Annotated in this window: 24 protein-coding genes; 19 read left to right on the top strand and 5 right to left on the bottom strand. The window is 70.2% G+C overall.

Features of this window, described 5'->3' with window-relative positions; genetic code table 11:
* Positions 1–179: 179 nt before the first annotated feature.
* The 9 genes from ACIBK3_RS31105 to ACIBK3_RS31065 all read left to right on the top strand — a co-directional run bounded on the left by ACIBK3_RS31105 (position 180) and on the right by ACIBK3_RS31065 (position 11,038).
* A complete protein-coding gene (locus tag ACIBK3_RS31105) occupies positions 180–980 on the top strand; it encodes an enhanced serine sensitivity protein SseB (protein ID WP_399370776.1) in 801 nt (266 codons plus the stop codon).
* Between the two features lie 153 nt (positions 981–1,133).
* Complete coding sequence (locus tag ACIBK3_RS31100; protein WP_399370736.1) at positions 1,134–1,928, top strand: enhanced serine sensitivity protein SseB C-terminal domain-containing protein; 795 nt, start codon at positions 1,134–1,136, stop codon at positions 1,926–1,928.
* Positions 1,929–2,403: 475 nt separating this feature from the next.
* Positions 2,404–3,405, top strand: a complete 1,002-nt coding sequence (locus ACIBK3_RS31095) for an ABC transporter permease (RefSeq protein ID WP_399370735.1) — start codon at positions 2,404–2,406, stop codon at positions 3,403–3,405.
* Between the two features lie 92 nt (positions 3,406–3,497).
* Complete coding sequence (locus tag ACIBK3_RS31090; RefSeq protein ID WP_399370734.1) at positions 3,498–5,264, top strand: ABC transporter substrate-binding protein; 1,767 nt, start codon at positions 3,498–3,500, stop codon at positions 5,262–5,264.
* 128 nt (positions 5,265–5,392) lie between these two features.
* Complete coding sequence (locus tag ACIBK3_RS31085) at positions 5,393–6,394, top strand: ABC transporter permease (protein ID WP_399370733.1); 1,002 nt, start codon at positions 5,393–5,395, stop codon at positions 6,392–6,394.
* On the top strand, positions 6,391–7,488 hold the full coding sequence (locus ACIBK3_RS31080; protein ID WP_399370732.1) for an ABC transporter ATP-binding protein: 1,098 nt from the start codon (positions 6,391–6,393) through the stop codon (positions 7,486–7,488). The genes ACIBK3_RS31085 and ACIBK3_RS31080 overlap by 4 nt, the downstream gene beginning before the upstream one ends.
* A complete protein-coding gene (locus tag ACIBK3_RS31075) occupies positions 7,485–8,837 on the top strand; it encodes an ABC transporter ATP-binding protein (RefSeq protein ID WP_399370731.1) in 1,353 nt (450 codons plus the stop codon). Before ACIBK3_RS31080 ends, ACIBK3_RS31075 begins: the two co-directional genes overlap by 4 nt.
* Before the next feature lie 96 nt (positions 8,838–8,933).
* On the top strand, positions 8,934–10,337 hold the full coding sequence (locus ACIBK3_RS31070; protein WP_399370730.1) for a M1 family metallopeptidase: 1,404 nt from the start codon (positions 8,934–8,936) through the stop codon (positions 10,335–10,337).
* Positions 10,338–10,381: 44 nt separating this feature from the next.
* A complete protein-coding gene (locus ACIBK3_RS31065; RefSeq protein ID WP_399370729.1) occupies positions 10,382–11,038 on the top strand; it encodes a trimeric intracellular cation channel family protein in 657 nt (218 codons plus the stop codon).
* Here ACIBK3_RS31065 and ACIBK3_RS31060 read toward each other — a convergent pair.
* Positions 10,947–12,176, bottom strand: coding sequence for an alpha/beta hydrolase (locus ACIBK3_RS31060; RefSeq protein ID WP_399370728.1), 1,230 nt, complete (start codon positions 12,174–12,176; stop codon positions 10,947–10,949). The two genes, ACIBK3_RS31065 and ACIBK3_RS31060, sit on opposite strands and share 92 nt — an antisense overlap.
* A 144-nt stretch (positions 12,177–12,320) precedes the next feature.
* Between ACIBK3_RS31060 and ACIBK3_RS31055 the strand changes: the two genes are divergently transcribed.
* Positions 12,321–13,178 (top strand): thioesterase family protein, encoded by an 858-nt coding sequence (locus ACIBK3_RS31055; RefSeq protein ID WP_399370727.1) that lies wholly within the window; start codon positions 12,321–12,323, stop codon positions 13,176–13,178.
* 213 nt (positions 13,179–13,391) lie between these two features.
* On the opposite strand, the gene ACIBK3_RS31050 is transcribed toward ACIBK3_RS31055, so the two are convergent.
* Positions 13,392–14,075, bottom strand: a complete 684-nt coding sequence (locus ACIBK3_RS31050; protein WP_399370726.1) for a TetR family transcriptional regulator — start codon at positions 14,073–14,075, stop codon at positions 13,392–13,394.
* Positions 14,076–14,196: 121 nt separating this feature from the next.
* On the opposite strand from ACIBK3_RS31050, the gene ACIBK3_RS31045 reads away from it, so the two are divergent.
* From ACIBK3_RS31045 to ACIBK3_RS31035, 3 genes are all read left to right on the top strand, one after another.
* Positions 14,197–14,364: a hypothetical protein gene (locus ACIBK3_RS31045; RefSeq protein WP_399370725.1), complete on the top strand. Its 168-nt coding sequence runs from the start codon at positions 14,197–14,199 to the stop codon at positions 14,362–14,364.
* A 96-nt stretch (positions 14,365–14,460) separates the two neighbouring features.
* The gene (locus tag ACIBK3_RS31040; RefSeq protein ID WP_399370724.1) at positions 14,461–14,739 is read left to right on the top strand and encodes a DUF4190 domain-containing protein; all 279 of its coding nucleotides are present in this window, start codon (positions 14,461–14,463) and stop codon (positions 14,737–14,739) included.
* 64 nt (positions 14,740–14,803) lie between these two features.
* Positions 14,804–15,973 carry a cysteine desulfurase family protein gene (locus ACIBK3_RS31035; protein ID WP_399370723.1) on the top strand — a complete coding sequence of 390 codons (1,170 nt, stop codon included), beginning with the start codon at positions 14,804–14,806 and terminating at the stop codon, positions 15,971–15,973.
* Between the two features lie 35 nt (positions 15,974–16,008).
* Here the strand turns inward: ACIBK3_RS31035 and ACIBK3_RS31030 are convergent, their stop codons facing one another.
* Positions 16,009–16,677 (bottom strand): N-acetylmuramoyl-L-alanine amidase, encoded by a 669-nt coding sequence (locus tag ACIBK3_RS31030; RefSeq protein ID WP_399370722.1) that lies wholly within the window; start codon positions 16,675–16,677, stop codon positions 16,009–16,011.
* Positions 16,678–16,737: 60 nt separating this feature from the next.
* Here ACIBK3_RS31030 and mnmA point away from each other — a divergent pair, with 60 nt between their 5' ends.
* Positions 16,738–17,868: a tRNA 2-thiouridine(34) synthase MnmA gene (gene mnmA / locus ACIBK3_RS31025; protein ID WP_399370721.1), complete on the top strand. Its 1,131-nt coding sequence runs from the start codon at positions 16,738–16,740 to the stop codon at positions 17,866–17,868.
* Positions 17,869–17,920: 52 nt separating this feature from the next.
* On the opposite strand, the gene ACIBK3_RS31020 is transcribed toward mnmA, so the two are convergent.
* Both ACIBK3_RS31020 and ACIBK3_RS31015 read right to left on the bottom strand, forming a co-directional pair.
* Positions 17,921–18,700, bottom strand: a complete 780-nt coding sequence (locus ACIBK3_RS31020) for an alpha/beta fold hydrolase (RefSeq protein ID WP_399370720.1) — start codon at positions 18,698–18,700, stop codon at positions 17,921–17,923.
* Between the two features lie 55 nt (positions 18,701–18,755).
* On the bottom strand, positions 18,756–19,079 hold the full coding sequence (locus ACIBK3_RS31015) for a DUF427 domain-containing protein (protein WP_399370719.1): 324 nt from the start codon (positions 19,077–19,079) through the stop codon (positions 18,756–18,758).
* Positions 19,080–19,129: 50 nt separating this feature from the next.
* Between ACIBK3_RS31015 and ACIBK3_RS31010 the strand changes: the two genes are divergently transcribed.
* The 5 genes from ACIBK3_RS31010 to ACIBK3_RS30990 all read left to right on the top strand — a co-directional run bounded on the left by ACIBK3_RS31010 (position 19,130) and on the right by ACIBK3_RS30990 (position 26,234).
* Positions 19,130–19,669 (top strand): TIGR00730 family Rossman fold protein, encoded by a 540-nt coding sequence (locus ACIBK3_RS31010; RefSeq protein WP_399370718.1) that lies wholly within the window; start codon positions 19,130–19,132, stop codon positions 19,667–19,669.
* A 55-nt stretch (positions 19,670–19,724) separates the two neighbouring features.
* Positions 19,725–20,423, top strand: coding sequence for an SDR family oxidoreductase (locus ACIBK3_RS31005; RefSeq protein ID WP_399370717.1), 699 nt, complete (start codon positions 19,725–19,727; stop codon positions 20,421–20,423).
* Between the two features lie 63 nt (positions 20,424–20,486).
* Complete coding sequence (locus tag ACIBK3_RS31000) at positions 20,487–21,488, top strand: methionine synthase (protein WP_399370716.1); 1,002 nt, start codon at positions 20,487–20,489, stop codon at positions 21,486–21,488.
* A gap of 15 nt (positions 21,489–21,503) precedes the next feature.
* Positions 21,504–23,696 carry an NAD-dependent DNA ligase LigA gene (gene ligA / locus ACIBK3_RS30995; protein ID WP_399370715.1) on the top strand — a complete coding sequence of 731 codons (2,193 nt, stop codon included), beginning with the start codon at positions 21,504–21,506 and terminating at the stop codon, positions 23,694–23,696.
* Positions 23,697–23,978: 282 nt separating this feature from the next.
* Positions 23,979–26,234 (top strand): putative bifunctional diguanylate cyclase/phosphodiesterase, encoded by a 2,256-nt coding sequence (locus ACIBK3_RS30990; protein ID WP_399370714.1) that lies wholly within the window; start codon positions 23,979–23,981, stop codon positions 26,232–26,234.

Raw genomic sequence — 26,234 nt, 5'->3', positions numbered from 1 at the left:
GTCCGTCCCGCCCGACGAGCCGCACCGTCCCGCCCCACGAGCCCGCACCACCCGTCGGTCCCGGCTCGCCCCGGAGGACCCGGTCGGGTCGGATGCGGCGCGGGTCTCTCCCGTGCGCCCCGTACCCGTTAGCCTTTCAGCCACAGCACGTGAGTACTCGGCAGGCGGTAGGCAGGCAGATGGACTTCCCGGCGGATTTTCCCGCTGACTTCTCGGGCATCCCGGCACAGGCGCACCCTCATCCGCACGGCGGATGGCCCGGCAACGAGCTGGAGGAGGTGCTCTCCGCCTCCCTCGGCGTTCCCGGGGCGGCCGGGCGGATCATCGAGGTGCTCGGGCGCAGTTTCGTCTGGGTGCCGCTGCCCAACGGCGGCGGCCCGCACAGCGGTCCCCTGGACCTGCCCGCCCTGGAGATCGAGGGCCAGGCCTATGTGCCGGTGTTCAGCTCGGAGGAGCAGTTCCGTCAGGTCGTCGGTTCGCACATGTCGTACACCATCGCGCCCGCCGTCGAGTTCGCCCGCGGCCTGCCGCCCCAGGTCGGCCTCGCCGTGAACCCGGACGGTGTGGTCGGTGTCCCGCTTCCGCCGGAGGCGGTCGCCGAACTGTGCCGGGCGGGCCGGACCCCGCTGGACGGCCCCGCGAGCGGCGGACGGGTCAGGCTCTACGAGCCCGACTGGCAGCACGACCCGGTGGACTTCCTGGCCGCCGCCTCGGCCGAGTTCGCCGCGACCGGCGTGGTCCTCACCGCCCGTCGCTGCCTCGCCACCATCGAGACCGCCGACCCGGTGATGTTCGTGGGCGTCGAACTCTCCCAGTGGGAGGGCGATCTGCGGGCCCTCCCCATGGACGCCCTGGCCCGGGCCCTCGGCCGCACCCCGGCCCCCTGGCCCGTCAACCTGGTCCTCCTGGACGTGACGGACGACCCGGTGGGCCACTGGATGCGCGACCAGGTACGGCCCTTCTACACGAGGGACTACTAGCGACCCCGAGAGGGGCAGCCCACCCGGCCCCACGATCCGCACCCGCACCCGCACCCGCCGACGCCCGACACCCCGAGCTCCCGGCGGCTGCTGTCGGTGGAGCAACTTAAGCTGGTTTGATATCCGGGGCACACTCTCGAAGGGGCGGTACAGGTGAGCGCCAGCGGCATCGCGACCGGGCAGGTCGAGCACATGCTGCGCCAGGTGACGCCCGGGCGTTACGACGCCTATGAGGCACTCCTGCGCGCGCTCGCGACCCCCTCCTCCGGCCAGGTCTGGATGCTGCTGTGGCACGGCCAGGCCGGCTCCCCCGACGCCCAGTACGGAAACATGCAGGTCGAGGGGTATGGCTACGCGCCCTGCGTGACCTCCGCCCAGGAGTTGTCGGCCAGCGGCTGGAACCGGTCGTACGAAGTGGTCGACGGCCTCGACGTGGCCCGCACCCTCTACCCCGACCACTACGGCCTCTGGCTCAACCCGCACGCCCCCGGCGGCGGCGTCGGCATCCCCTGGCTCGATCTGCGCCGTATCGCCACGGGACTTGAGCGCCAGCCCGCCGGACCCCTGAGGCTGTCCGAGCCCGCGATCGAGATCCCGCAGTTCTACGCCCTGCTCGCCCAGAACGCCCACCGCACCCCGGCGGTCCGCGCGTTGCGCCGCGCCTGGGTGCAACCCGCGCTCGGGGCCCCCTATCTCGCCATCGGTCTCGACGTGTACGACACCAGCCCGCCGGCCGTGGACTCGGTGCGCGCCATGATGCAGCAGTCCATCGGCGCGGTCCCCGACGGCCTGCCGGTGTCGACGGTGGCGATGTCCGACGAGTACGACCCGGTCGCCCTGTGGATGCGGGCAAGCGCCCGCCCGTTCTACGACCGTGAGGCGCACGGCGCCCCGGCGCAGGCCCCGGCGGCCGGGTACGGATATCCCCAGGCCGGCGGCCGGTACTGATCGCCGCGGACCCGGGAAAGAGTGCCGGTTCGCCGGTAAGCACACCGACCGCAGCGGCACGGCCAAACTCCCGTACCACCTCCCGGCCTTCTGGTCGAGCAGGGGATAGCCGCAGGGCTGTAGGAAGTTCCCACTTCCGCGGCCGCCGAAACGGGACCTCGCACCAGTGCGGGGTCCCGTTTTCGTTCTGGGCGGTCTCTGCGCGTAGATTGGCATCTGATGACTCAATGGTGCCCGTTTCGCCCCGGTGTCCCAACTTCCACACGTCCGCTACGTGTTACCCACTGTTCGGATAACGGAATCGCTGGTAGTGCATCACGGTTGCGCATCCATTCACCGTCAACCCTGGCACCTGATCGGCGAGGCGTTGAAGACTCCCCGCAATAGGGGGGTCGCCCCCGTGTGTTCGACGGACGATCAGCCGCCACAGCGGCATGTGCGGGCCGGTCACCGCCGGTTGAGAGGGGTCCCTGCCATGACGGCGCCATTGCACGACACTGCTGCGGAAGCGGCGCCGAGCGCTCCAGCCGATCCCACGGGGCCCGGAGCGAAGAAGGTCGAAGGCCGTTCCCTCAAGCAGATCGCCTGGAATCGCCTCAAGCAGGACAAGGTCGCCCTCGCGGGCGGCATCACCGTGCTGGTCCTGGTGCTGGTCGCCGTGTTCGCGCCGCTGATCGTCTCGCTGCTCGGACACCCGCCGAACGAGTTCCACCAGGACGAACTGGACCCGCTGACCAACCTGCCGCAGGGTGCCTGGGGCGGAGTGAGCGGGGACTATCTCTTCGGCGTCGAGCCCAACAAGGGCCGTGACGTCTTCAGCCGTATCGTCTACGGCGCCCGCATCTCGCTCCTCGTGGCCTTCCTCGCCGCCGTGGTGGCCGTGGTGCTCGGGACGCTCTTCGGGATCATCGCCGGCTACTTCGGCGGCTGGATCGACTCCCTCATCAGCCGCACCATGGACGTGCTGCTCTCGTTCCCGCAGCTGCTCTTCATCATCTCCCTGGTCTCGGTCCTCCCGGACGACCTGCTGGGACTGACCGGCTCGGGCGTGCGGATCGCCGTACTCGTCCTGGTCATCGGCTTCTTCGGCTGGCCCTATGTGGGCCGTATCGTCCGCGGTCAGACCCTGAGCCTGCGCGAACGCGAGTACATCGAGGCCGCGCGCAGCCTCGGCGGCGGCAGGCGGCACATCCTGTTCAAGGAGCTGCTGCCCAACCTGTTCGCCCCGATCATGGTCTACGCGACGCTGATGATCCCCACCAACATCCTCACGGAGGCGGCGCTCAGCTTCCTCGGCGCGGGTGTCCGGCCGCCGACGGCCTCCTGGGGCGGCATGCTGCGCGACGCCCTGCAGACGTACGAGCACGACCCGATGTTCATGGTCTTCCCCGGTGCGACGATCTTCATCACCGTGCTGGCCTTCAACCTCTTCGGTGACGGGCTGCGGGACGCGCTCGACCCCAAGGGGACCCGCTAGCCCACGACTTGCCCCTGCCGCACCGTCAGGTGGCTCTTCCCATGGTTCTCCGGCACAGGCCCGGGACCGCGAATCTCGGAGGTTACGAGAAAATGCCCACAGGTTCCCCGAAGCGGCGGCTCGCTGCTGGCGCAGCCCTCGTTGTCGCGGCGCTGGTGACCACCACGGCGTGCGGCGGCGGTGACGGTGACGACAAGAGCGAAAAGGGTGCCGGCTACAACGCGGCGCTGAACAAGGTTGTCAACGCGTCCGCCAAGAAGGGCGGGACGCTGAAGTTCGTCGGCAAGCAGGACTTCGACTCCCTGGACCCGCAGCGTGCGTACTACGGCATGACCTGGGACTTCATGCGGTACTACTCCCGCACCCTGGTCACGTACGACACCAAGCCGGGCACGGCGTCGAACAAGCTGGTCGGCGACCTGGCCACCGGCCCCGGCGAGGTCTCGGCCGACGGCAAGACCTACACGTACAAGCTGCGTGACGGCCTCACCTGGGAGGACGGCTCCACGCTGACCTCCAAGGACATCAAGTACGGCATCGAGCGCCTCTGGGCGACGGACACCGTCACCGGTGGCCCGCCGTACCTCAAGGCGAACCTCGACCCCAAGGGCGAGTACAAGGGCCCGTACAAGGACACGTCCAAGGACAAGCTGGGTCTGAAGGCGATCGAGACGCCCGACGACAAGACCATCGTCTTCAAGCTGCCCAAGCCCAACGGTGACTTCGAGCAGTTCCTGGCCATGCCCGCCGGTTCCCCGGTGAAGCAGAGCAAGGACACCGGCGCCAAGTACACGCAGCACCCGTTCTCCTCCGGCCCGTACAAGATCCAGTCGTACAAGGCAAACAAGAGCGTGGTGCTGGTCCGTAACACCGCCTGGAAGAAGTCGTCGGACCCGCTGCGCCCGGCCCTGCCGGACAAGATCACCGTGACGATCTCCGCCAACCTGGAGGAGAACGACAAGCGGCTGATGGAGGGCGACTACGACCTCGACGTCAACGGCACCGGCATGACCCAGTCGGGTCGCGTCAGCGCTGTCGAGGACCACAGGTCGGACATCGACAACATCCAGACGTCCTTCGTCCGTTACGTGGCCCTCGTCCACACGGCGAAGCCGTTCGACAACGTCAACTGCCGCAAGGCCGTCTTCTACGCCACGGACTTCGCCGGTATCCAGCAGACCCGCGGTGGCGCGATCGCCGGTGGCGACATCGCCAACTCCGTCTTCCCGACGACGATCCCGGGCTACAGCGACTACGACCCGTACGGCGTCGTCGCCCGCAAGGGCAAGCCGGACCTGGCCAAGGCCAAGGAGGCGCTGAAGGCGTGCGGCAAGCCGTCCGGCTTCTCCACCAAGCTCACCGCCCGCACCAACCAGCCCAGCGAGGTCGACGCGGCCGAGGCCATGCAGGAGCAGCTCGGCAAGGTCGGCATCAAGGTCGAGGTCGACCCGATCGACGGTGCCCAGTCCTCCAGCATCACCGGCTCGCCGAAGGTCGTGAAGGAGCGCGGCTACGGCATGACGATGAGCGGCTGGGGTCCGGACTTCCCGACCGGCCAGGGCTACGCGCAGCCGCTGTTCGACAGCCGCTTCATCTTCGAGAACGGCAACTACAACGAGTCGCAGATCAAGGACAAGGCGATCGACCAGCTCTTCGACGACGCGATCGCCTCGACCGACCCGGCCAAGTCCAAGAGCCTGTACGAGCAGATGAACAAGCGCCTGCTCGACAACGCCGACTGGATGCCGTTCATCTACGAGAAGAACATCTCGTGGCGCGGCCCCCGGCTGACCAACGTCTACTCGTCCGCCGCGTACAACGGCCGCTACGACTACGTCTCGCTGGGCGTCGTGAAGTAGTCGCCGGGCAGCCGCAGCTGATCGATTCCTTGCCGCCCCATCCCGCCAGTCCGAAGGGCAGGTGATGGCTCTGGTGGTGGCCGGGGACCTCCCACGAGGGGGCCCCGGCCACCGCCGGGCCGCGCACAGTGCTTGCTTATCTCATCCGGCGTCTGGTCGCCGTTGTCATCATGGTGCTGGTCGTCCTGCTCGCGACCTTCACCGTCTTCTACATGCTGCCCAAGTGGGCGGGACAGGACATCGCCGTCCTCTTCGCCGGCAAGGCCACCGGTGCCGAGCAGGTCGAGGGCATCCGGACCAAACTGGGCCTGGACGATCCGCTGTTCGTTCAGTTCTGGGACTTCGTCAAGGCCATTCCGCTGGGCCGGGACTACGCCAACGGCAGTGACGTCACGCACTGCCCGGCCCCCTGCTTCGGGTACTCCTTCGTCACGGAGCAGCCGGTGTGGAACACGCTGAAGGAGGCGCTGCCGGTCACCGCCGCGCTCGCCGCCGGCGCCTGTGTCCTGTGGCTGGTCGCCGGTGTCAGCACCGGCGTCCTCTCCGCCCTGAAGCGGGGCTCGGTCTGGGACCGCGCCGCGATGATCGGCGCCCTCGGCGGCGTCTCGCTGCCGATCTTCTTCACCGGCATGGTGGCGATGGGCATCTTCGTGCACAGCCTCGGCTGGGTGCACATCTCGGACAACCTCAGTACCGACGACTCCATCGGGGTCTGGTTCGAGACCCTGCTGCTGCCCTGGATCGTGCTCGCCCTGCTGAACGCCGCGATGTACGCCCGCCTGACCCGGGCCACCATGCTCGACGTGCTCGGCGAGGACTACATCCGCACCGCCCGGGCCAAGGGTGTCGCGGAACGTTCGGTCATCACCCGGCACGCCCTGCGGTCCGCGATGACGCCGATCCTTACCGTCTTCGGTCTCGACATCGGCGTGCTGCTCGGCGGCGCCGTCCTGACGGAGTCCACGTTCAACCTCCCCGGCCTCGGTCTCGCCGCGGTCCAGGCCATCAGCAGCAAGGACCTGCCGGTGATCCTCGGGGTGACCCTGTTCGCGGCCCTCGCGATCGCCGTCGCCAACCTCGTCGTGGACCTGCTGTACGCCGTCATCGACCCGCGAGTGAGGCTGGGATGACCGAACTGCACAAGACCGGAGCGGCCGTGGGGGAACCCGTGACCGGCCGGCCCGCACCCACCGCCTTCCTCGAAGTGCGCGACCTCAAGGTGCACTTCCCGACCGACGACGGCCTGGTCAAGTCCGTCGACGGGCTGAGCTTCCAGCTGGAGAAGGGCAAGACCCTCGGCATCGTGGGCGAGTCCGGCTCCGGCAAGTCGGTGACCTCGCTGGGCATCATGGGCCTGCACACCGCCGGTCAGTACGGCAAGAAGAAGGCGCAGATCTCCGGTGAGATCTGGCTGGACGGCACCGAACTGCTGACCGCCGACCCGGACGCGGTGCGCAAGCTGCGCGGCCGCGAGATGGCGATGATCTTCCAGGATCCGCTGTCCTCGCTGCACCCGTACTACACGATCGGCCAGCAGATCGTGGAGGCCTACCGGGTCCACAACGACGTGGACAAGAAGACCGCCAAGCGCCGTGCCGTGGAGATGCTCGACCGGGTGGGCATCCCGCAGCCGGACAAGCGGGTGAACAGTTACCCGCACGAGTTCTCCGGCGGTATGCGCCAGCGCGCGATGATCGCGATGTCGCTGGTCAACAACCCCGAGCTGCTGATCGCGGACGAGCCGACGACCGCCCTCGACGTGACCGTCCAGGCGCAGATCCTCGACCTCATCCGGGACCTGCAGAAGGAGTTCGGCTCCGCCGTCATCGTCATCACCCACGACCTGGGCGTCGTCGCCGAGCTGGCCGACGACCTCCTGGTCATGTACGGCGGCCGCTGCGTCGAGCGGGGGCCGGCCGAGAAGGTGTTCTACGAGCCGCGACACCCCTACACCTGGGGTCTGCTGGGCTCCATGCCGCGCCTGGACCGCGAGCAGCAGGACCGGCTGATCCCGGTCAAGGGCTCCCCGCCCTCGCTGATCAACGTCCCCTCCGGCTGCGCCTTCAACCCGCGCTGCCCGTACGCCGACATCCCCAAGGACAACGTCACCCGCACGGTCCGCCCCGAGCTGACCGAGGTCGGTGGCCGGCACTGGGCCGCCTGCCACATGACGCAGGAGCAGCGGGAGCGTATCTGGACCGAAGAGATTGCGCCGAAGCTGTGAGTGACGAGAAAGCCGAGAAAGACGGGAAAACGGCGACGATTCCCGCACAGAGCCAGGGCCACGACCGTGCCCACGGCGAGGTGCTGCTGAAGGTCACCGGCCTGCAGAAGCACTTCCCGATCCGCAAGGGTCTGCTCAAGCGGCAGGTCGGCGCGGTGCACGCGGTCGACGGACTCGACTTCGAGGTCCGCTCCGGCGAGACGCTCGGGGTCGTGGGCGAGTCCGGCTGCGGCAAGTCCACGATGGGCCGGCTGATCACCCGGTTGCTCGAACCGACGGGCGGCACGGTCGAGTTCGAGGGCAAGGACATCACGCACCTCGGCGTGAGCGGGATGCGTCCGCTGCGCCGCGACGTGCAGATGATCTTCCAGGACCCGTACTCCTCGCTGAACCCGCGCCACACCATCGGAACCATCGTCAGCGCCCCCTTCAAGCTCCAGGGCGTCCAGCCCGAGGGCGGTGTCAAGAAGGAGGTGCAGCGGCTGCTGTCGGTGGTCGGGCTCAACCCCGAGCACTACAACCGCTATCCGCACGAGTTCTCCGGCGGCCAGCGCCAGCGCATCGGCATCGCCCGCGCGCTCGCCCTCAACCCCAAGCTGGTGGTGGCGGACGAGCCGGTCTCCGCGCTCGACGTGTCGATCCAGGCCCAGGTGGTGAACCTGCTGGACGACCTCCAGCAGGAGCTCGGCCTGACGTACGTGATCATCGCGCACGACCTCTCGGTGGTCCGGCACGTCTCGGACCGGATCGCGGTGATGTACCTCGGCAAGATCGTCGAGCTGGCCGACCGCGATTCGCTGTACAAGGCGCCGATGCACCCGTACACCAAGGCGCTGATGTCGGCCGTGCCGATCCCCGACCCCAAACGGCGGGGGGCCAAGAGCGAGCGCATCCTGCTCAAGGGTGACGTGCCTTCGCCGATCTCCCCGCCGAGCGGCTGCCGCTTCCACACCCGGTGCTGGAAGGCGACGGAGATCTGCAAGACGGTCGAGCCGCCGCTGACCGAGCTGAAGCCCGGTCAGCAGGTCGCCTGCCACCACCCGGAGAACTTCGAGGACCAGGCCCCGCAGGAGACGGTCCTGCTCTCCGCCGCGAAGGAGGCGGCGGAGCTGGTGCCGGAGGCGGTGCTGGAGGAGTCGGCGGAGACGTCGGCGGCGGTGGCGGCGGAGGTCGCCGAGTCCTCGGAGATCGCCGAACCCGCTGAGGTCGCCGAGTCCTCGGAGATCGCCGAACCCGCTGAGGCCGCCGCACCCGCTCAGGTCGCGGAATCCTCGGAGGCGGCCGCCGAACCCGCTGAGGCCGCCAAGACCGATGGTGCCGGTGAGCCTCAGGAGTCAACCGACAAGTAGCGCATGACAAGTTGGCAAAGTCATGCACATGCCTGAACGGGAGAGCGCAGAGTCGTCCGTGTCCGACTTATCGGCACACGCTCGAAGGGACGACTCATGACGCTCTCCCGTTCAGCACGTTTATCCACACGTGTGGCGGCCCTCGCCGGCGCGGCGGCCACCTTCCTGGTCATCGCCGCCGCGCCCGCCCCGGCCCCGGGCGCCCCCGGCATCGGCGACACCTACTTCCCCGAACTGGGCAACGGCGGCTTCGACGCCCGCCACTACGCCCTCGACATCGCGTACAACCCGGACACCGACCGCCTCGACGGCCGTACGACGATCACCGCCCACGCCACCCAGAGCCTGTCCTCCTTCGACCTGGACCTGCAGAAGCTGGAGGTCACGAGAGTCGAAGTGAACGGCAGACGCGCCCAGTTCACCCGCAGCGGCGACGAACTGCGTGTCACCCCGCGCGACTCCCTGCGCAAGGGCCGCACGTTCACGGTCACCGTCACCTACGGCGGCGTCCCCGAACCCCTCGGCGGCCCGATCGTCTTCGGGTCCGACTACGGCTGGATGAAGACCGACGACGGCGTCTTCGTGGCCTGCGAACCCAACGCCGCCTCCACCTGGTTCCCGTCCAGCGATCACCCCTCGGACAAGGCGTCCTACGACATCCGGATCAAGGCTCCCAAGGGCCTGACCGCCGTCTCCAACGGCCGGCTCGTGTCGACGTACGACAAGGGCGGCTCGACGTACACCCACTGGCGCGAGACGAAGCCGATGGCGACCTACCTCGCCACCGCCACCATCGGAAACTTCGACGTACGGACCGGGAAGACCCCCTCCGGCATCCCGATCTACGTGGCCATCGACCCGGTGCTCGCGAACAGCAACTCCGTCGACGTGTACGGCGTGACCGCCGCTGCCACCGACTACTGGTCCCACGTCTTCGGCCCCTACCCCTTCGAGGAGACCGGCGCGATCGTCGACGACATGCCGCAGGCCGGGTTCTCGCTGGAGGTGCAGTCCAAACCGGTCTACTCGGCGGTCCGCAACGAGACGACCATCGTGCACGAGCTGGCCCACCAGTGGTTCGGCGACTCGGTCTCGGTGGCGCACTGGAAGGACATCTGGCTCAACGAGGGCTTCGCCACCTACGCCCAGTGGCTGTGGGCCGAGCACCAGGGCACCCGCACCGCGCACGACTCCTTCCTCGCCGGGTACACCTCCCGGCCCGCCGACAGCGCGTTCTGGCAGACGGTCGTCGGAGACCCGCAGCGCGACACCATGTTCGCCTCCGCCGTCTACCAGCGCGGCGCGATGACCCTGCAGATGTTGCGTGAGCGCATCGGCGACGACGCCTTCTTCAAGCTGCTGCCCACCTGGACGAAGCTGCACCGGTACGGCAACGCCGACACCGACGACTTCATCCGCCTCGCCGAGAGGATCAGCGGGAAGCAGCTGGACGACCTGTTCCAGACCTGGCTGTTCACCGCAGGGAAACCGGCCCTCTAGCCTTACATTGCAAGGTACACCCTGGTTGTGAGTAACAATATGGGGTGCTCCAGCAACTCTTCAGTCCCTCCGTCCAGCACACGCTCGACCTCGTCGGCATCTTCGTGTTCGCCATCTCCGGCGCGCTGCTGGCCGTCCGCAAGAACTTCGACGTGTTCGGCATCGCCGTGCTCGCCGAGGTCACCGCGCTGGGCGGGGGGCTGTTCCGCGATGTGGTCATCGGGGCCGTGCCGCCCGCCGCCTTCACCGACCTCGGCTACTTCCTCACCCCGCTGCTGGCCGCCCTGCTCGTCTTCTTCCTGCATCCGCAGGTGGAACGCATCCAGGGCGCGGTGAACGTCTTCGACGCGGCGGGCCTCGGTCTGTTCTGCGTCGCCGGGACGACGAAGGCGTACGAGTACGGGCTCGGGCTCACCGCGTCGGCGGCCCTGGGCCTGGCCACCGCGGTCGGCGGCGGGGTGCTGCGCGACGTGGTCGCGGGCGAGGTGCCCTCGCTGCTGCGCTGGGACCGCGACCTGTACGCGGTCCCCGCGATGGTCGGCGCGATGATGGTGGCGCTGTGCATCCGCTACGCCGTTCTCACCCCGCTGACCAGCGCGCTCGCGGTCGTCACCGCTTTCCTGCTGCGGTTGCTCGCGATGCGGTTCCACTGGCGAGCTCCGCGCGCTTGGAATCGGCGCTCGACGGTGCGGGAGGAGTAAGGCGCAGCGCGACGCGGCTCTGCCCCATCTGTTCGGTCAGCCAGCGGAACGACGGGATCATCTGCGGCCGCCACAGCGCCATGGTGTGACCGCCGGCGCTTTTCGGGATGTAGACCACGTGCACGGTCGTCGGCGCCTTCGCGGTCTGTGCGAGGGCCAGGGCCGCCTCGTAGCCGTCGTGCGGCTGACCGGAGAGGTAGAGCGCGATCTGCGGCGGAGTGCGGGCGTCCTTCAGCATCAGATAGGGGTTGTTCGCCCTGCGCAGGGCGGGACTCTGCGCGGTCAGCGAGTTGCGTTCGCCGATCGGGTCGTTGTAACCGGACAGGCTGACCGCGGCCCGGTAGCGGTCGGGGTGGGCGACGGCCAGCCTGGTCGCGCAGTGCGCGCCCGCCGAGTACCCGGCGACGCCCCAGCCCGCCGGGGCGCGGTCGGCGCGGAAGTTGTCCATGACCATCTTCGGCACGTCGAGGCTCAGCCAGCTGTCGGCGTTCACCGTGCCGGGGATGTTGGCGCAGCCGGTGTCCACCCCGGCCAGCAGGTTGGTGCGCGGGGCGACCAGGATGAACGGCGCCACCCGTCCGCTGCGCATCAGCGGCAGCAGCTGCTCGTGCACGTGCAGGGACCCGAACCAGGCCTTCGCCGAGCCGGGAAAGCCGGGCAGCAGTTCCACCACCGGGAACCTGCGGTGGCGGTAGGCCGGCTCGTGGTACTGCGGCGGCAGCCAGACGTAGACCTCGGCGTTCACGCCGGACACCCGGCCCTCGAGCTGGGTGACTTTCACCCCGCCGGCCGCGTGCATGCCGGGCCCACTGGCCTCCTTGAACGTCTGCCTGACCTTGGGCAGCCGGTGCAGCGCGATGCCGCCGGTGCCGTCGGCCCCGAGGTCGGCGGCCTGCTGGACATGGTTGCCCGTGCCGAGCAGGTCGGCCCAGTTGTCGTACAGGTTGTTCTGGTTGTTGACCAGTACGAAGACCAGCGCGACCGCCGTGACCTGGGCGAACACCAGCATCAGCGCCCGCCCCACGACCCGCAGCAGTCGCGGCCCACGGATCCGCGACCACAACGCGAACGGCAGCACCAGGGCGACCACGGCGAGCGCGATCAGGGTGTAGAAGAAGGAAGTCCCGGTAAGGCTCATGTCTCTACAGAGGGAAACCCGGCGCCTGGGGTTGAGGGACGAGTGCGGACACTTACCAAGAAGTTGCCGAGATCTCACCTGGGACCCGAGGCGAAGCCCAGGAGAAAGCTACCGCTTAGTAGTTACCTGTTGTACCGTTCAGCCATGCCAGAAGCAGCCACCGTGCGCGCCACCATCGGCGACAGCGAGTTCGACCGGGACACCGCGCTCACCCGCCGCGAGCCGGGGGTCCCCGGGGTCTACGACATCGACCTCTCCGCCGGCTGGACGATCATCAACGCCGTCAACGGCGGCTATCTGCTGGCCGTCCTCGGCCGCGCCCTCGCGGACGCCCTGCCGCACGCCGACCCGTTCACCGTCTCGGCGCACTACCTGACCGCGTCCGCGCCCGGCCCGGCGGTCGTCCGAACGGACGTCGTCCGCACCGGCCGCACCCTCTCCACCGGCCAGGCCTCGCTCTTCCAGTACGACGACGAGGGCCGCGAGGTCGAACGCATCCGCGTCCTCGCCTCCTACGGCGACCTGGACTCGCTCCCCGACGACGTCCGGACGACGGCCAAGCCCCCCGTGATCCCGCCGGTGGACCAGTGCTTCGGCCCCGAGGACGGCCCTGCCCCGGTCGAGGGCAGCTCCGCCATCACCGACCGGCTGATGCTCAAGCTCGACCCCTCCACCCTGGGCTGGGCGCTCGGCGCGCCCTCCGGCAACGGCGAGATGCGGGCCTGGTTCGGCCTCGCCGACGGCCGCGACCCCGACCCCCTCGCGCTGCTCCTGGCCGTCGACGCATTGCCCCCGACCGCCTTCGAACTCGGCCTGTCCGGCTGGGTGCCCACGGTCGAGCTGACGGTCCACGTCCGTGCCCGCCCGGCCCCAGGCCCGTTGCGCGTGTCCATCACCACGCGCAACCTGGCCGGCGGTTTCCTGGAGGAGGACGCCGAGGTCTGGGACAGCGCGGACCGACTGGTGGCGCAGTCACGGCAGTTGGCTCGGGTCAGGCTGTGAGGAGAGGCCGTGCGGTCAGCTGCGCTGAGGGGCCGTGCGGTCGGACTGCGCTGAAGGGGCGGTGGCCGAGCCAGGCGGCCAACTCCTTGTAGGCACCGGCACTTTACCCGAGAACCGCCAACTGCTCGCGCTCTCCGACCGCGTGGAGGTGCTCTTGCCGCCGGAAGTGCGCGAAGAACTGGCCGCGACGGTGCCTCCCGTCGCGGAGCTGTATCAGGGGGCGGCCGGAGGTGCCGGCCGCGACCCCGGGCCGGTGTGATCCGGTTCGGTCCGGTCCAGCCAGTGCTGCCGGCCGATGCTGATCAGCCGCATCTGGCGCTCGGCCACCTGCGCGACCCGCTCCCGCTCCTGCTCCGAGGACTCCAGCGTCTCCAGGAACAGTGAGGCGGTGATCAGCATCTGGTCGACGTAGAGGTGGGCCAGCATGAGGAGGTCGTCGTCGCTCCAGTGGGCCGCCTCGGGATCCTTGGCCAGTTCGTCCCTCACCTCCCGGCCGAACCGGGTCAGTTGCTCCCGTATCGCCTCCCGGACCGGCTGGACTCCGCCATGTCGTTCGCGGGCGATAAACCGGACATGAGCCGGGTACGCGTCTACGTGACGGGCGATCAGTTCGACCGCGCGTGTGATGCGCCGGCCGCTGTCGTCCGCGCCGGACACCGTCGTCCGGATCATCGGGTGCAGGCTGCCCAGCGCCTCCTCGACCAGGGCCACGCCGAGATCCGCGATGGAGCGGAAGTGCCGGTAGAAGGCGGTCGGGGCGACGCCGACGGCCCGTGTGACCTCGCGCAGGCCGAGACTGCTCAGGCTCTGTTCCTCCAGCAGTCCCAGGGCCGCGTCCAGGAGCGCCTGCCGGGTCTTCAGCTTCTGGGTCTGGCGGACGCCGAGGGTGTGACTCATGCCATGCAGTTAACAACTGTTCTCTGGAATTGGAAAGCGGTGAGGCGCGTTAGACTGGTAGGTCAGTGAACAACTGTAACCACAAGCGTTCACCGAAACGTAACGGAGGGGGATTCCCGCCATGCTGTTCCTTGTCGCCGCACTCCTGCTGTTCGGTGTTGTCCTGGGCACTGTCGCCCACGCGCCGCTGAGCTTCTCCCTCGTCGCGGCCGTCGTCATCGCCGTCTGGCTCGGCATCTTCGCGATCCGCGAGCGCCACGGCCGCCGTCGCGGCACGTCCACGCACTGATCAGCCGTCGTACGGCCGACCCGCCGTCCGTACGGCCGACCAGCCGCTTCGTACGGCCATTCGTGCAACCGCCCCGATCTCAGGGAGCTGACCGTCATGCAACTCACCGCACCCACCCCCACCACCGAGCGCCGCCGTACCGGCCCCCGTGACGCCGACGGCATGGCTGTCGCGTCCTTCATCCTCGGCCTCCTCGGCCTGCTGGTGCTGAACCTCTTCCTCGGCCCGATCGCCATCGCCCTGGCCGGAGTGGCCCTCTGGCGGGGCACCACCCGAAAGGGCCGCGCCTACCTCGGCCTCGGCCTCGGAATCGCCGACCTCGTCGTCCTCGTCGCGTTCATGCAGGCGGACAACTCGGTGTCCTGGAGCTTCTGAGGGGAGCGCGGGCAAGGCGCCCCGCCGTGGTCCGCCGTACGCGGCCCGTAGAATCGGCCTCACCATGGCATACCTCGACCACGCCGCGACCACCCCGATGCTCCCCGAGGCAGTCGAGGCACTCACCGCGCACCTGAGCGTCACCGGCAACGCCTCCTCCCTCCACGCGTCCGGCCGCCGCGCACGGCGCACCGTCGAGGAGGCCCGGGAAACCCTCGCGGAAGCGCTCGGCGCCCGCCCCAGCGAGATCGTCTTCACCGCCGGCGGCACCGAGGCCGACAACCTAGCGGTCAAGGGCCTGTACTGGTCCCGCCGAGACGCCGACCCGGCCCGCACCCGGGTCCTCGCGAGCCCTGTCGAACACCACGCCGTCCTCGACGCCGTCCACTGGCTCGGCGAACACGAGGGCGCCACCGTCGAGTACCTCCCCGTCGACACCCACGGCCGCGTCCACCCGGAGGCCCTGCGCGAGGCCATCGCCCGCAACCCCGACGACGTGGCCCTCGTCACCGTCATGTGGGCGAACAACGAGATCGGCACGGTCCTGCCGATTCCGGAACTCACGGCGACCGCGGCTGAGTTCGGCATTCCCCTGCACGCCGACGCCGTCCAGGCCTTCGGTCAGGTCCCCGTCGATTTCGCCGCCTCCGGCCTCGCCGCCATGACGGTCTCCGGCCACAAGATCGGTGGCCCGTACGGCATCGGCGCCCTGGTCCTGGGCCGCGAACACACCCCCGTCCCCGTCCTGCACGGTGGCGGCCAGGAACGCCACGTCCGCTCCGGCACCCTCGACGTCCCCGCCGTCGCCTCCTTCGCGGTCGCCGGCCGGCTCGCCGCCGAGCAGCGCGAGTGGTTCGCCCGGGAGATCGGCGCCCTGCGCGACAGCCTGGTCGAGGCGGTCCGCACGGCGGTGCCGGACGCGATCCTCGGCGGCGACCCGGCACCGGGCGGCCGCCTCCCGGCCAACGCCCACTTCACCTTCCCCGGCTGCGAGGGCGACTCCCTGCTGCTCCTGCTGGACGCCCAGGGCATCGAGTGCTCCACCGGCTCCGCCTGCACCGCGGGCGTCGCCCAGCCCAGCCACGTCCTCCTCGCCACCGGCACCGCCCCCGACCTCGCCCGCGGCACCCTCCGCTTCTCCCTCGGCCACACCTCGACGGAGGCCGACGTGGAAGCCCTCGCCAAGGCGATCGGCCCGGCGGTGGAACGGGCGCGGGCGGCGGGGCTGACCTGAGGGGCAGGGCCTGGGGGTGCGCCCGGTGCGCGCGCTCAGGCCACGGCGGTACGCGCCCGTCGTACGAGTTTCATGTAGCGGCTCCAGTCCCAGTGCGGGCCCGGGTCGGTGTGGTCGGTCCCCGGCACCTCCACGTGGCCGATGATGTGCTTGCGGTCGACGGGTACGCCGTAGCGCGCGCATATCCCGGCCGTGAGGCGGGCCGAGGCGGCGTACATCGCGTCCGTGAAGTCCCGCGGGCGGTCGACGAATCCCTCGTGCTCGATGCCGACGCTGCGTTCGTTGTAGGCGCGGTTGCCCGCGTGGTACGCCACGTCCAGTTCGCGGATCATCTGCGTGACGTGGCCGTCCTTGCCGACGATGTAGTGCGCGGCCGCCCCGTGCCCCGGGTCCTCGAACGCCTTCACCGCGCTGGCGAGACTGCCCTGGGTGACATGGATGACCACCATGTCTATGGGGTAGTCGGCGGGCCGGTCCGCGCGCCGCCAGTTCTCGTCCGACGCGGCCACCCACTGCGCGCCCGCGGAGTCGACCACGCCCTCCTCGCGCGGCTTCTCCACGCCGGGTGCGCGCCACCACAGCCGCGCCAGCTCGTCCCGGGCCAGCACGGCCGTGCCCGCCGCGGCCGCCGTGCCGCCGATCAGCAGGGCACGCCGGCCGATGCGCCGGTCGGCGTCCTTCGCGTTGGATCCTGTCTCCCCCATGTGATCGTGAACGCATACTCGTGGTCTGCGGTTCCCGCGCACCCGTACCCTGGAAGGGTTATGACTGACACCACGCAGCGCACCCGTCCCCTTCGCGTCCTCGCCGCCATGTCGGGCGGGGTCGACTCCGCCGTCGCCGCCGCCCGCGCGGCCGAGGCGGGGCACGACGTGACCGGCGTCCACCTGGCGCTCTCCGCGAACCCGCAGTCCTTCCGCACGGGCGCGCGTGGCTGTTGCACCATCGAGGACTCCCGCGACGCCCGCCGCGCCGCCGACGTCATCGGCATCCCCTTCTACGTGTGGGACCTCGCCGACCGCTTCCGCGAGGACGTCGTCGAGGACTTCGTCGCGGAGTACGAGGCCGGCCGCACCCCCAACCCCTGCCTGCGCTGCAACGAGAAGATCAAGTTCGCCGCCCTGCTCGACAAGGCCCTCGCCCTCGGCTTCGACGCGGTCTGCACCGGCCACTACGCCCAGGTGATCGTGAACTCCGACGGCACGCGCGAACTGCACCGCGCCTCCGACATGGCGAAGGACCAGTCGTACGTCCTCGGCGTGCTGGACGACCGGCAGCTCGCCCACGCGATGTTCCCGCTCGGCGACACGGTCACCACCAAGGACGAGATCCGCGCGGAGGCCGAGCGCCGGGGCCTCGCGGTGGCCAAGAAGCCCGACTCGCACGACATCTGCTTCATCGCCGACGGCGACACCCAGGGCTTCCTCGCCTCCCGCCTCGGCAAGGCGCAGGGCGACATCGTCGACGAGTCCGGGGCCAGGCTCGGCACGCACGAGGGCGCGTACGGCTTCACCATCGGCCAGCGCAAGGGCCTTCGGATCGGCACCCCCGCCCCCGACGGCAAGCCGCGCTACGTCCTCGACATCTCCCCGGTGAACAACACCGTCACGGTGGGCCCGGCCGACGCCCTGGACGTGACCGGCCTGACGGCGATCAAGCCGCGCTGGTGCGGGGCGGCCCCCACCGGCCCCGGCACCTACACCGCCCAGCTCCGCGCCCACGGCGGCGAGACCGAGGTCAACGCCGAACTCGTCGACGGCACCCTGGAGGTGACGTTCGCGGAGCCGGTCCGCGGGGTGGCCCCCGGCCAGGCGATCGTGCTGTACGACGGCACACGCGTGGTGGGGTCGGCGACGATCGCGTCGACGGTGCGGGCGACAGCAGGGGTGTCCTGACCCGTATCCGGGCTGCCTGATCCGCATCGGGGCTGCCTGACCCGGCTCGGGACTACGGGGTGAGGAACTCCGCCAGCACCGGGGCCAGCGCCTGCGGGTCCACCATGTGGGTCTGGTCCTCCAGCACCTGGTACCTGCCCTCGGGTGCCGCCTCCGCGACCGCCCGGGCGGCCTCCAGCAGCCACGGGGGACTCGCCCCGCCCGCGACGGACAGGACGGGGACCGTGATCGACGCCAGCAGGTCCCGGGGCACCCGGCCGTCGCCCATCACGGCGTCGTCGTAGGCCAGGCTCGGGGCGAGGGCCTCCATCCCGGGCCACATGGGGGAGCGGCGGGCGCTCTGGATCATCTCCTCGGCGAGGCCGGTGAGCCTCAGGAACAGCTCGACCGCGTCCCCGCGCCGGCCCTGCGCGAGCGCCTCCGTCAGGTTCGCGGTGTACTCCGCGCGCTCCTTCGCCCCGTCCTCGTCCACGGCGAATGGCACCTCGTACACGGCCACCCCCGGCACCGGCAGCCCGCTCGCCGCCGCGTGCAGCACCAGCGCACCGCCCGACGAGATGCCGTACAGCGCCGCCTGGCCGCCCATCACGTCGATCAGCGCGGCGAGGTCCTCGACCTCGCGTTCCACCGCGTACGGCGCCTTGTCGCCGCTCTCGCCGCGGCCCCGGCGGTCGTACACGAGGACGTCGAAACGGTCCGACAGGGCAGCGGCCAGCGGGCGTACCGTGCCGCCCGTCGACATCGCGCCGCTCACCAGGACGACCGCCGGGCCCTGTCCGGTGCGTTCGTACGCGAGGGGAGTGCCGTCGCGCGAAATGGTCTTCTTGTCCATGCCTTGAAGACTGCCGCACCGCACCGGATTAGTCGCTCACCACACCGCTAGTGGGTCACAGCACTTCCACCTCGTAGAAGCACAGGTGGTCCTTGATCCGGGCGACGTCCGCCTTGGGCTCGGGGTACGCCCACACCAGGTCCGCCGCGTCGGGCAGCGACCAGTAGGAGGCGGTGCCCTTGAAGGGGCACTCGGTGTGGGTCTCGGAGGGGGTCAGCAGGTCGAGCCGTACGTCCTCGGGCGGGAGGTAGTAGCGCACCGGACAGCCCGTCTCCCGCAGGAGGAGGGGCCGTTCGCTCTCCGCCAGCACCTGGTCGCCATGGACGACCCGTACGGGTCGCGTGCCCTGCTCGATGGTGATCGTGTGTCCTTCGGCCATACAGGAACAGCACCCGCGGGCTCCCGGTTCTTCCCGCGTACGGTGGCCGTATGCGAATCTGCGTCTTCCTCTCCGCCGCCGACCTCGACGACCGTTACACCCGCCCCGCGCGCGAGTTCGCCGAACTCATCGGCAAGGGCGGGCACACGCTGGTCTGGGGAGGGTCCGACGTCGGGCTGATGAAGGTGGTCGCCGACGGCGTCCACGAGGCCGGTGGCCGGCTCTGCGGGGTCTCCGTGGACTTCCTGGCCGCCAAGGCACGGCAGGGCGTCGAGGAAATGGTGATCGCGCGCGACCTGGCCGAGCGCAAGAAGCTGCTGCTGGACAAGGCCGACGCGGTGGTCATCATGGTCGGCGGCACCGGCACCCTCGACGAGGCGACCGAGATCCTGGAACTGAAGAAGCACGGCCACACCGACAAGCCGGTGGTCCTCCTCAACACGGCGGGCTTCTACGACGGCCTCAAGGAGCAGTTCCGCCGCATGGAGAACGAGGGCTTCCTGCCCCGCCCGCTGACCGACCTGGTCTTCTTCGCAGAGGAACCGGTGGGGGCGCTGGCGTACCTGGAGGAGAGCCAGGGCATCGAGTGAGGGCGGGGGAGACGGGTGTCGGGGCGGGCAAAGGGGACGCGCGGGTAATGCGAGCATGGCGGGCATGGCTACACATGTGATCACCGGAGCCGGTTCCGGCATCGGCGCGGCCGTGGCCCGCCGTCTGCACGCGCGCGGGGACGACCTCGTCCTGCACGCGCGCGACGCGGGCCGGGCCAAGGAACTGGCGGCGGAGTTTCCCGGCGCGAGAACACTGGTCGGCGACCTGGCGGATCCCGACAAGCTGTCCTGGGCCTTCTCTCACCAGTCGCTTCCGGACCGCGTGGACTCCCTCCTCCACATCGCGGGCGTGGTCGACCTCGGCCCGGTCGCCGAGCTGACCCCCAAGTCCTGGAGGCATCAGCTCAACGTGAACCTGATCGCGCCCGCCGAACTGACCCGCCACTTCCTTCCCCAACTCCGCGTCGCCCGTGGCCACGTGGTGTTCGTCAACTCGGGCGCGGGCCTGCGGGCGAACGCCGACTGGTCCGCGTACGCCGCCTCCAAGCACGGCCTCAAGGCCCTCGCGGACTCCCTCCGCGACGAGGAACACGCGGGCGGCATCCGCGTCACCACGGTCTACCCCGGACGCACGGCCAGCCCCATGCAGGCCAAGGTCCACCGGCAGGAGGGCAAGCAGTACGACCCCGCCCAGTGGATCGACCCCGAGTCGGTCGCCACGACGATCCTGCTGGCGCTGGACCTTCCGAGAGACGCGGAGATCAACGACCTGACGGTACGACCGGGACGCTGAGGGACGCTGTCCGCGGGGCTCCTCCCAGGGCCCGCGCTCGACGACCTACGTAGGCTTCCCCATGTGAACGCACACTTCAGTTTCGCCCCCGCCACCGGCATCGGTTCCCTCCCCGGCGGTGACGCCCGGGAGGCGGCCAGGACCGCCACCGGCTCCTTCGAGGACTTCCCGTTCCTTCCCGAGCTGCCCGCCCGGGGCCCCGGTGCCGACATGATCGGCCGCACCGCCGGGATGCTCGTCGAGGTGTACGCGCGCGTGGAGCCCAGCGGATGGCGGATCGGGGACCGGCCGGGACGGGACACCCGACGGGCCCGGTCATGGCTCGGGGAGGACCTGGACGCGCTGGAGGAGTTCACGCAGGGCTACGAGGGACAGCTGAAGGTGCAGGCCGTCGGCCCCTGGACGCTGGCCGCCAACCTGGAGCTGAGGAACGGCGAGGTCGCCCTCTCCGACCCCGGCGCCCACCGGGACCTCGCCGCCTCCCTCGCCGAAGGACTGCGCCTGCACCTGGAGGAGGTGCAGCGACGCGTCCCCGGTGCCCGGCTCGTCCTCCAGCTCGACGAGCCGTCGCTCATCGACGTACTGCGCGGCCGCGTCAGGACCGCCAGCGGCTACCGCACCCACCGCGCCGTCGACCGCCAGGTCATCGAGGCCACGCTCCGGGACGTCATCGGGGTTCACGGCGGCGGTCCGGCCGTGGTCCACTCGTGCGCACCCGACGTCCCGTTCGCCCTGCTGCGCCGGGCGGGTGTGGCCGCGATCTCCCTCGACTTCTCGCTGCTGACCGAGCGTGACGACGATGCGATCGGCGAGGCGGTGGAGGGCGGCACCAGGCTGTTCGCCGGTGTGGTGCCGGGCACGGACGGCTCATTGTCAGACCCTGCCGGTAGCGTCATGGGTGTCAGGTCGTTGTGGCGCAGGCTGGGGCTGGCTCCGGGGCTTCTCGCGGAGGCGGTCACGGTCACTCCGTCGTGCGGACTCGCGGGGGCTTCCCCGGCGTACGCACGGGAGGCACTCGCCCACTGCGCCCGGGCGGCGAGGTCCCTCGCGGACAACCCAGAGTAACGGGAGGACAACACGGTGGCCGGCGAAAAGCAAGCGGAGACGACGGTGCCCAGCGAGGCACGGGAGCAGCACGCGCAGCTCGCTGAGCAGATCGAGGAGCACCGCTTCCGGTACTACGTGAAGGACGCTCCGGTCATCAGCGACGCGGAGTTCGACCAGCTCATGCGCAGCCTGGAGGCGCTGGAGGAGGATTATCCGGAGCTGCGCACACCGGACTCGCCGACCCAGAAGGTCGCCGTCGAGTACGAGACGGACCTCGCCGAGGTCGAGCACCGCGAACGCATGCTCTCCCTCGACAACGTCTTCGACGACGAGGGCCTCGCCGCCTGGGCCGAGCGGGTGGCCAAGGACGTCGGTACGCCCGGCTACCACCTGCTGTGCGAGCTCAAGGTCGACGGCCTCGCGGTCAACCTGACGTACGAGGACGGCCGGCTCACCCGTGCGGCCACCCGGGGCACCGGGCGGATCGGCGAGGACATCACTCCCAATGTGATGACGATCGCGGAGATCCCGCACCGGCTGAAGGGCGACCGGGTCCCGCGGCTCGTCGAGATCCGCGGCGAGGTCTACTTCCCCATGGAGGCGTTCCAGGACCTCAACGCCCGTCGGGTGGCGGCCGGTGAGAAGCCGTACGCCAACCCCCGCAACTCCGCCTCGGGTTCGCTGCGCCAGAAGGACCCCAAGGTCACCGCGACCCTGCCGCTGCACATGGTGGTGCACGGCATCGGCGCCCTGGAGGGCTTCGACGGCCTGACCCGCCTCTCCCAGGCGTACGACCTGCTGAAGACCTGGGGCCTGCCGACCTCACCGCACAACAGGGTGGTCGACGACCTCGACGGTGTACGGGAGTTCATCGCGTACTACGGCGAGAACCGCCATTCCGTGGCGCACGAGATCGACGGAGTGGTCGTCAAGCTCGACGAGATCCCGCTCCAGGGCCGCCTCGGCTCCACCTCGCGCGCGCCGCGCTGGGCGATCGCCTACAAGTACGCGCCGGAAGAGGTGAACACCAAGCTCATCAACATCCGCGTGGGCGTCGGCCGTACGGGCCGCATCACGCCGTACGCACAGGTCGAGCCGGTCACGGTGGCCGGTTCGGAGGTCGAGTTCGCCACCCTGCACAACCAGGACGTGGTCAAGGCCAAGGGCGTCCTCATCGGCGACACCGTCGTGCTACGCAAGGCCGGTGACGTCATCCCGGAGATCCTCGGCCCGGTCGTCGACCTGCGCGACGGCAGCGAGCGCGAGTTCGTGATGCCGGGCGAGTGCCCCGAGTGCGGTACGGCGCTCAGGCCGATGAAGGAGGGCGACGTCGACCTGCGCTGCCCGAACGCCCGCAGCTGCCCGGCCCAGTTGCGTGAGCGCCTGTTCTATCTCGCCGGCCGCAAGTCGCTGGACATCGAGCACTTCGGCTATGTCGCCGCCGCCGCCCTCACCCAGCCGCTGGAGCCCGCCGAGCCGCCGCTGACCGACGAGGGGGACCTGTTCGACCTGACCATGGAGAGGCTGCTGCCCATCAAGGCGTACGTCCTCGACCAGGACAGCGGGCTGCCCAAGCGGGATCCGAAGACCGGCGAGGAGAAGGTCGTCACGGTCTTCGCCAACCAGCAGGGCGAGCCGAAGAAGAACGCGCTCGCCATGCTGGAGAACATCGCGGCCGTGAAGCAGCGCCCGCTGGCGCGCATCCTGACCGGGCTGTCGATCCGTCACGTCGGACCGGTCGCAGCCGAGGCGCTGGCCCGCGAGTTCCGCTCGGTCGACCGCATCGAGCAGGCATCGGAGGAGGAGCTGGCGAACACCGACGGCGTCGGTCCGATCATCGCAAAATCACTCAAAGAGTGGTTTGCCGAGGACTGGCACAAGGAGATCCTCCGCAAATGGAAGGCCGCCGGCGTCCGCATGGAGGAGGAGGGTTCCGGCGAGGACGAGGGCCCGCGTCCCCTCGAAGGGCTCACCGTCGTCGTGACCGGCACGCTCGAGCGCTTCACGCGGGACGGCGCCAAGGAGGCGTTGCAAAGTCGTGGCGCGAAAGTGACCGGTTCTGTTTCGAAGAAGACGTCGTTCGTCGTTGTGGGTGACAATCCAGGATCGAAGTTCGACAAGGCGATGCAGTTGAAGGTTCCGGTTCTGAACGAGGACGGGTTCGCCGTCCTGCTGGAACAGGGCCCCGAAGCGGCTGCCGAAGTCGCGCTTCCCGCCGAGGAGTAGCGAGGAGTCGCGGTTGAAGGCCACCCGATCGGCGCATACCAGATGCATACGGGTGGCCGGGGCGCATTCGGGCAACCGCCGACGAGCGGTGCCCGTGGAAGCCTTCTGCGGCCTACTGTTGGGATGTGCGCCTGCCGTGCCCAGCTGCGGTCGGGGCACCCCTTTGCTCTTGAAAGGCCTTCAGGAGCGAGGGGAAGGGCTTTCCAACGCGGCGCCGTCGAGGGTTGTTGTCGTGCACCGGGCCGCGTGGCGTGGGCACCGCCGGCTGTGAGAGGGACGGGAATGGAACCGAGCGAGAGCGCCGCCCCGGACTCCTGGCTGCGCGTGCGCCGGATGGCCGGCGCCTGGCGGGAGAGCCGGCGGACCGGGCGGCCCGGGGAGCGTCCGGGCGGGGACGGACCTGCCGCCGGACAGTACCCGGCCGGAATCTACACGGCGGCCGAAGGCCGCGGCGCCCCCCAACTCACCGCCGAACGCCCGTCCGGACTGCCGGGCGACGAACCGGAGCGGCACCTGTCCTGGCCCGCCCTGCCCGCGGCGATCGTCGCGGCGGCCGGGTTCGTCCTGGGCGCCGGCTTCTACCGGGCCTTCACCGGCGGCCACGCGCTCTTCCCGTCCGGCACCGTCGGCTGGTCGCTCGCCCTGCTGACCGGCGTCATCGTCGGCCACCTGGTCGCGCTCGGCCGTGCCCGCTGGTGGGGCGGCACCGGTTCCGGCGCCGCCCTCACCCTCGCCGTCCTGCTGCTGTACGGCTGGGTGTCGGCCGGCCTGGTCAGCATGACCGTCGTGCTGCTGGTCGGCGTGGCCCGCCGCCACCGCTGGCGGCAGGGCGTGCTGCACGGCGCGGTCGACATCCTCGGCATCGCCGCCGGAGCCCTGCTGCTGCGCACCTTCGGTCGGGTGCCGTCGGTCGAGCGCCCCTGGAACTCCGACACCTGGACGTTCTACACCGCCCCCCAGGTGGTGCTGGTCGCGGTCGCCTATCTCGCGGTCACCCGCACCGTGGGCTGGTACCTGCACGCCCCGCGCTCCGGCGGCCTGCCCACCGTCGCCCGCACCGCCCTGGTCAGACAGGGCCTGGTCGCGGTCGCGCTGCTCGGCATCGCGCCCCTGGTGTGCGTGGTCGCCACCGCCAAGCCCATCCTGCTGCCGCTGTTCGCGATCCCCCTCATCGCCCTCGACTCCACCCTCTGGATAGCCCGGGCCCGGGCGGAGGAACAGCTGCGCGATCCGCTGACCGGGCTCCCCAACCGCCAGTGGCTGCTGGAACGCATCTGGACGGCCCTGGACGACGCCGAACGCATCGGCGCCCGCTCCGCCCTGATGCTCATCGACCTCGACCGCTTCCGCTCGGTCAACGACACACTCGGCCACCTCGCCGGTGACCGGCTGCTCCTCCAGATAGCCGACCGGCTCCGACTGGCCCTGCCTCGCGGTGCGGAGGCCGCCCGGCTCGGGGGCGACGAGTTCGCCGTCTTACTGCCGGTCGCCGACTCCACGACCTCCGCGACCCGGGTCGCCCGCGGCCTCGTCGCCGCCCTCAGCTCCCCGCTCGACCTCGACGGCCTCACCCTCGTGCTGGAGGCCAGCGCCGGAGTCGCCGTCTTCCCGGACCACGCCCTCGACGCCGAGGGCCTGCTGCGCCGCGCGGACGTGGCGATGTACCAGGCGAAGCGGGACCGTACCGGCGTCGAGGTCTACGAGTCCAAGCGGGACTCCAACACTCCTGACCGGCTGGGCCTGCTCGGCGATCTGCGCCGGGCGCTGGACGCGCACGAGGTCCAGTTGCACTACCAGCCCAAGGTCCGCTTCGACGGCCAGGTCGCCGGCCTGGAGGCCCTGGTCCGCTGGGTGCACCCCGAACGCGGCAAGGTCCCGCCGGACGAGTTCATCGCCATCGCCGAGTCGTCCGGGCTGATGCCCCATCTCACCGAGTACGTCCTGGACACCGCTCTCGCCCAGGTCGCCCGGTGGCGCGCGCAGGGGCTGTTCGTGCCGGTGGCCGTCAATGTCTCCCCGCGCGACGTCCACACCCCCGGGTTCGCGGGCTCGGTCGCCGCCCGGCTGGCCCGGCACGGAGTCCCCGCGGGAGCGCTCCAACTGGAGATAACGGAACACGTCCTCCTGGAGGACCCGCAGCGCGCCGCCGACACCCTCGCCGGACTGACCGGACACGGCGTGAAGATGTCCCTGGACGACTTCGGCACCGGCTACTCCTCGCTGGTGCACCTGCGGCGGCTCCCGGTGAGTGAGCTGAAGATCGACCGCTCCTTCGTGGCCCGGCTGGCCGTCGACACCGAGGACGCGGAGATCGTGCGCTGCACGGTCGACCTCGCCCACTCCCTCGGCCTGCTCGTGGTCGCGGAGGGGGTCGAGGACGACGAGACCTGGGAGCGGCTGCGGGACCTGGGCTGTGACGCCGTACAGGGCTGGCTGGTCGCCGCCGCGATGCCCCCGGAGGAGACCACGGCATGGCTCCTGGCACGCGGCTCGCGAGGCTGGCAGCGCCCCCGGGCGGCTCTCCCCGCCGCCGAGTGA

Source organism: Streptomyces sp. NPDC050287 (genome assembly GCF_044459385.1).
GTDB lineage: Bacteria > Actinomycetota > Actinomycetes > Streptomycetales > Streptomycetaceae > Streptomyces.
This window is presented reverse-complemented; position numbering and strand designations above follow the sequence as displayed.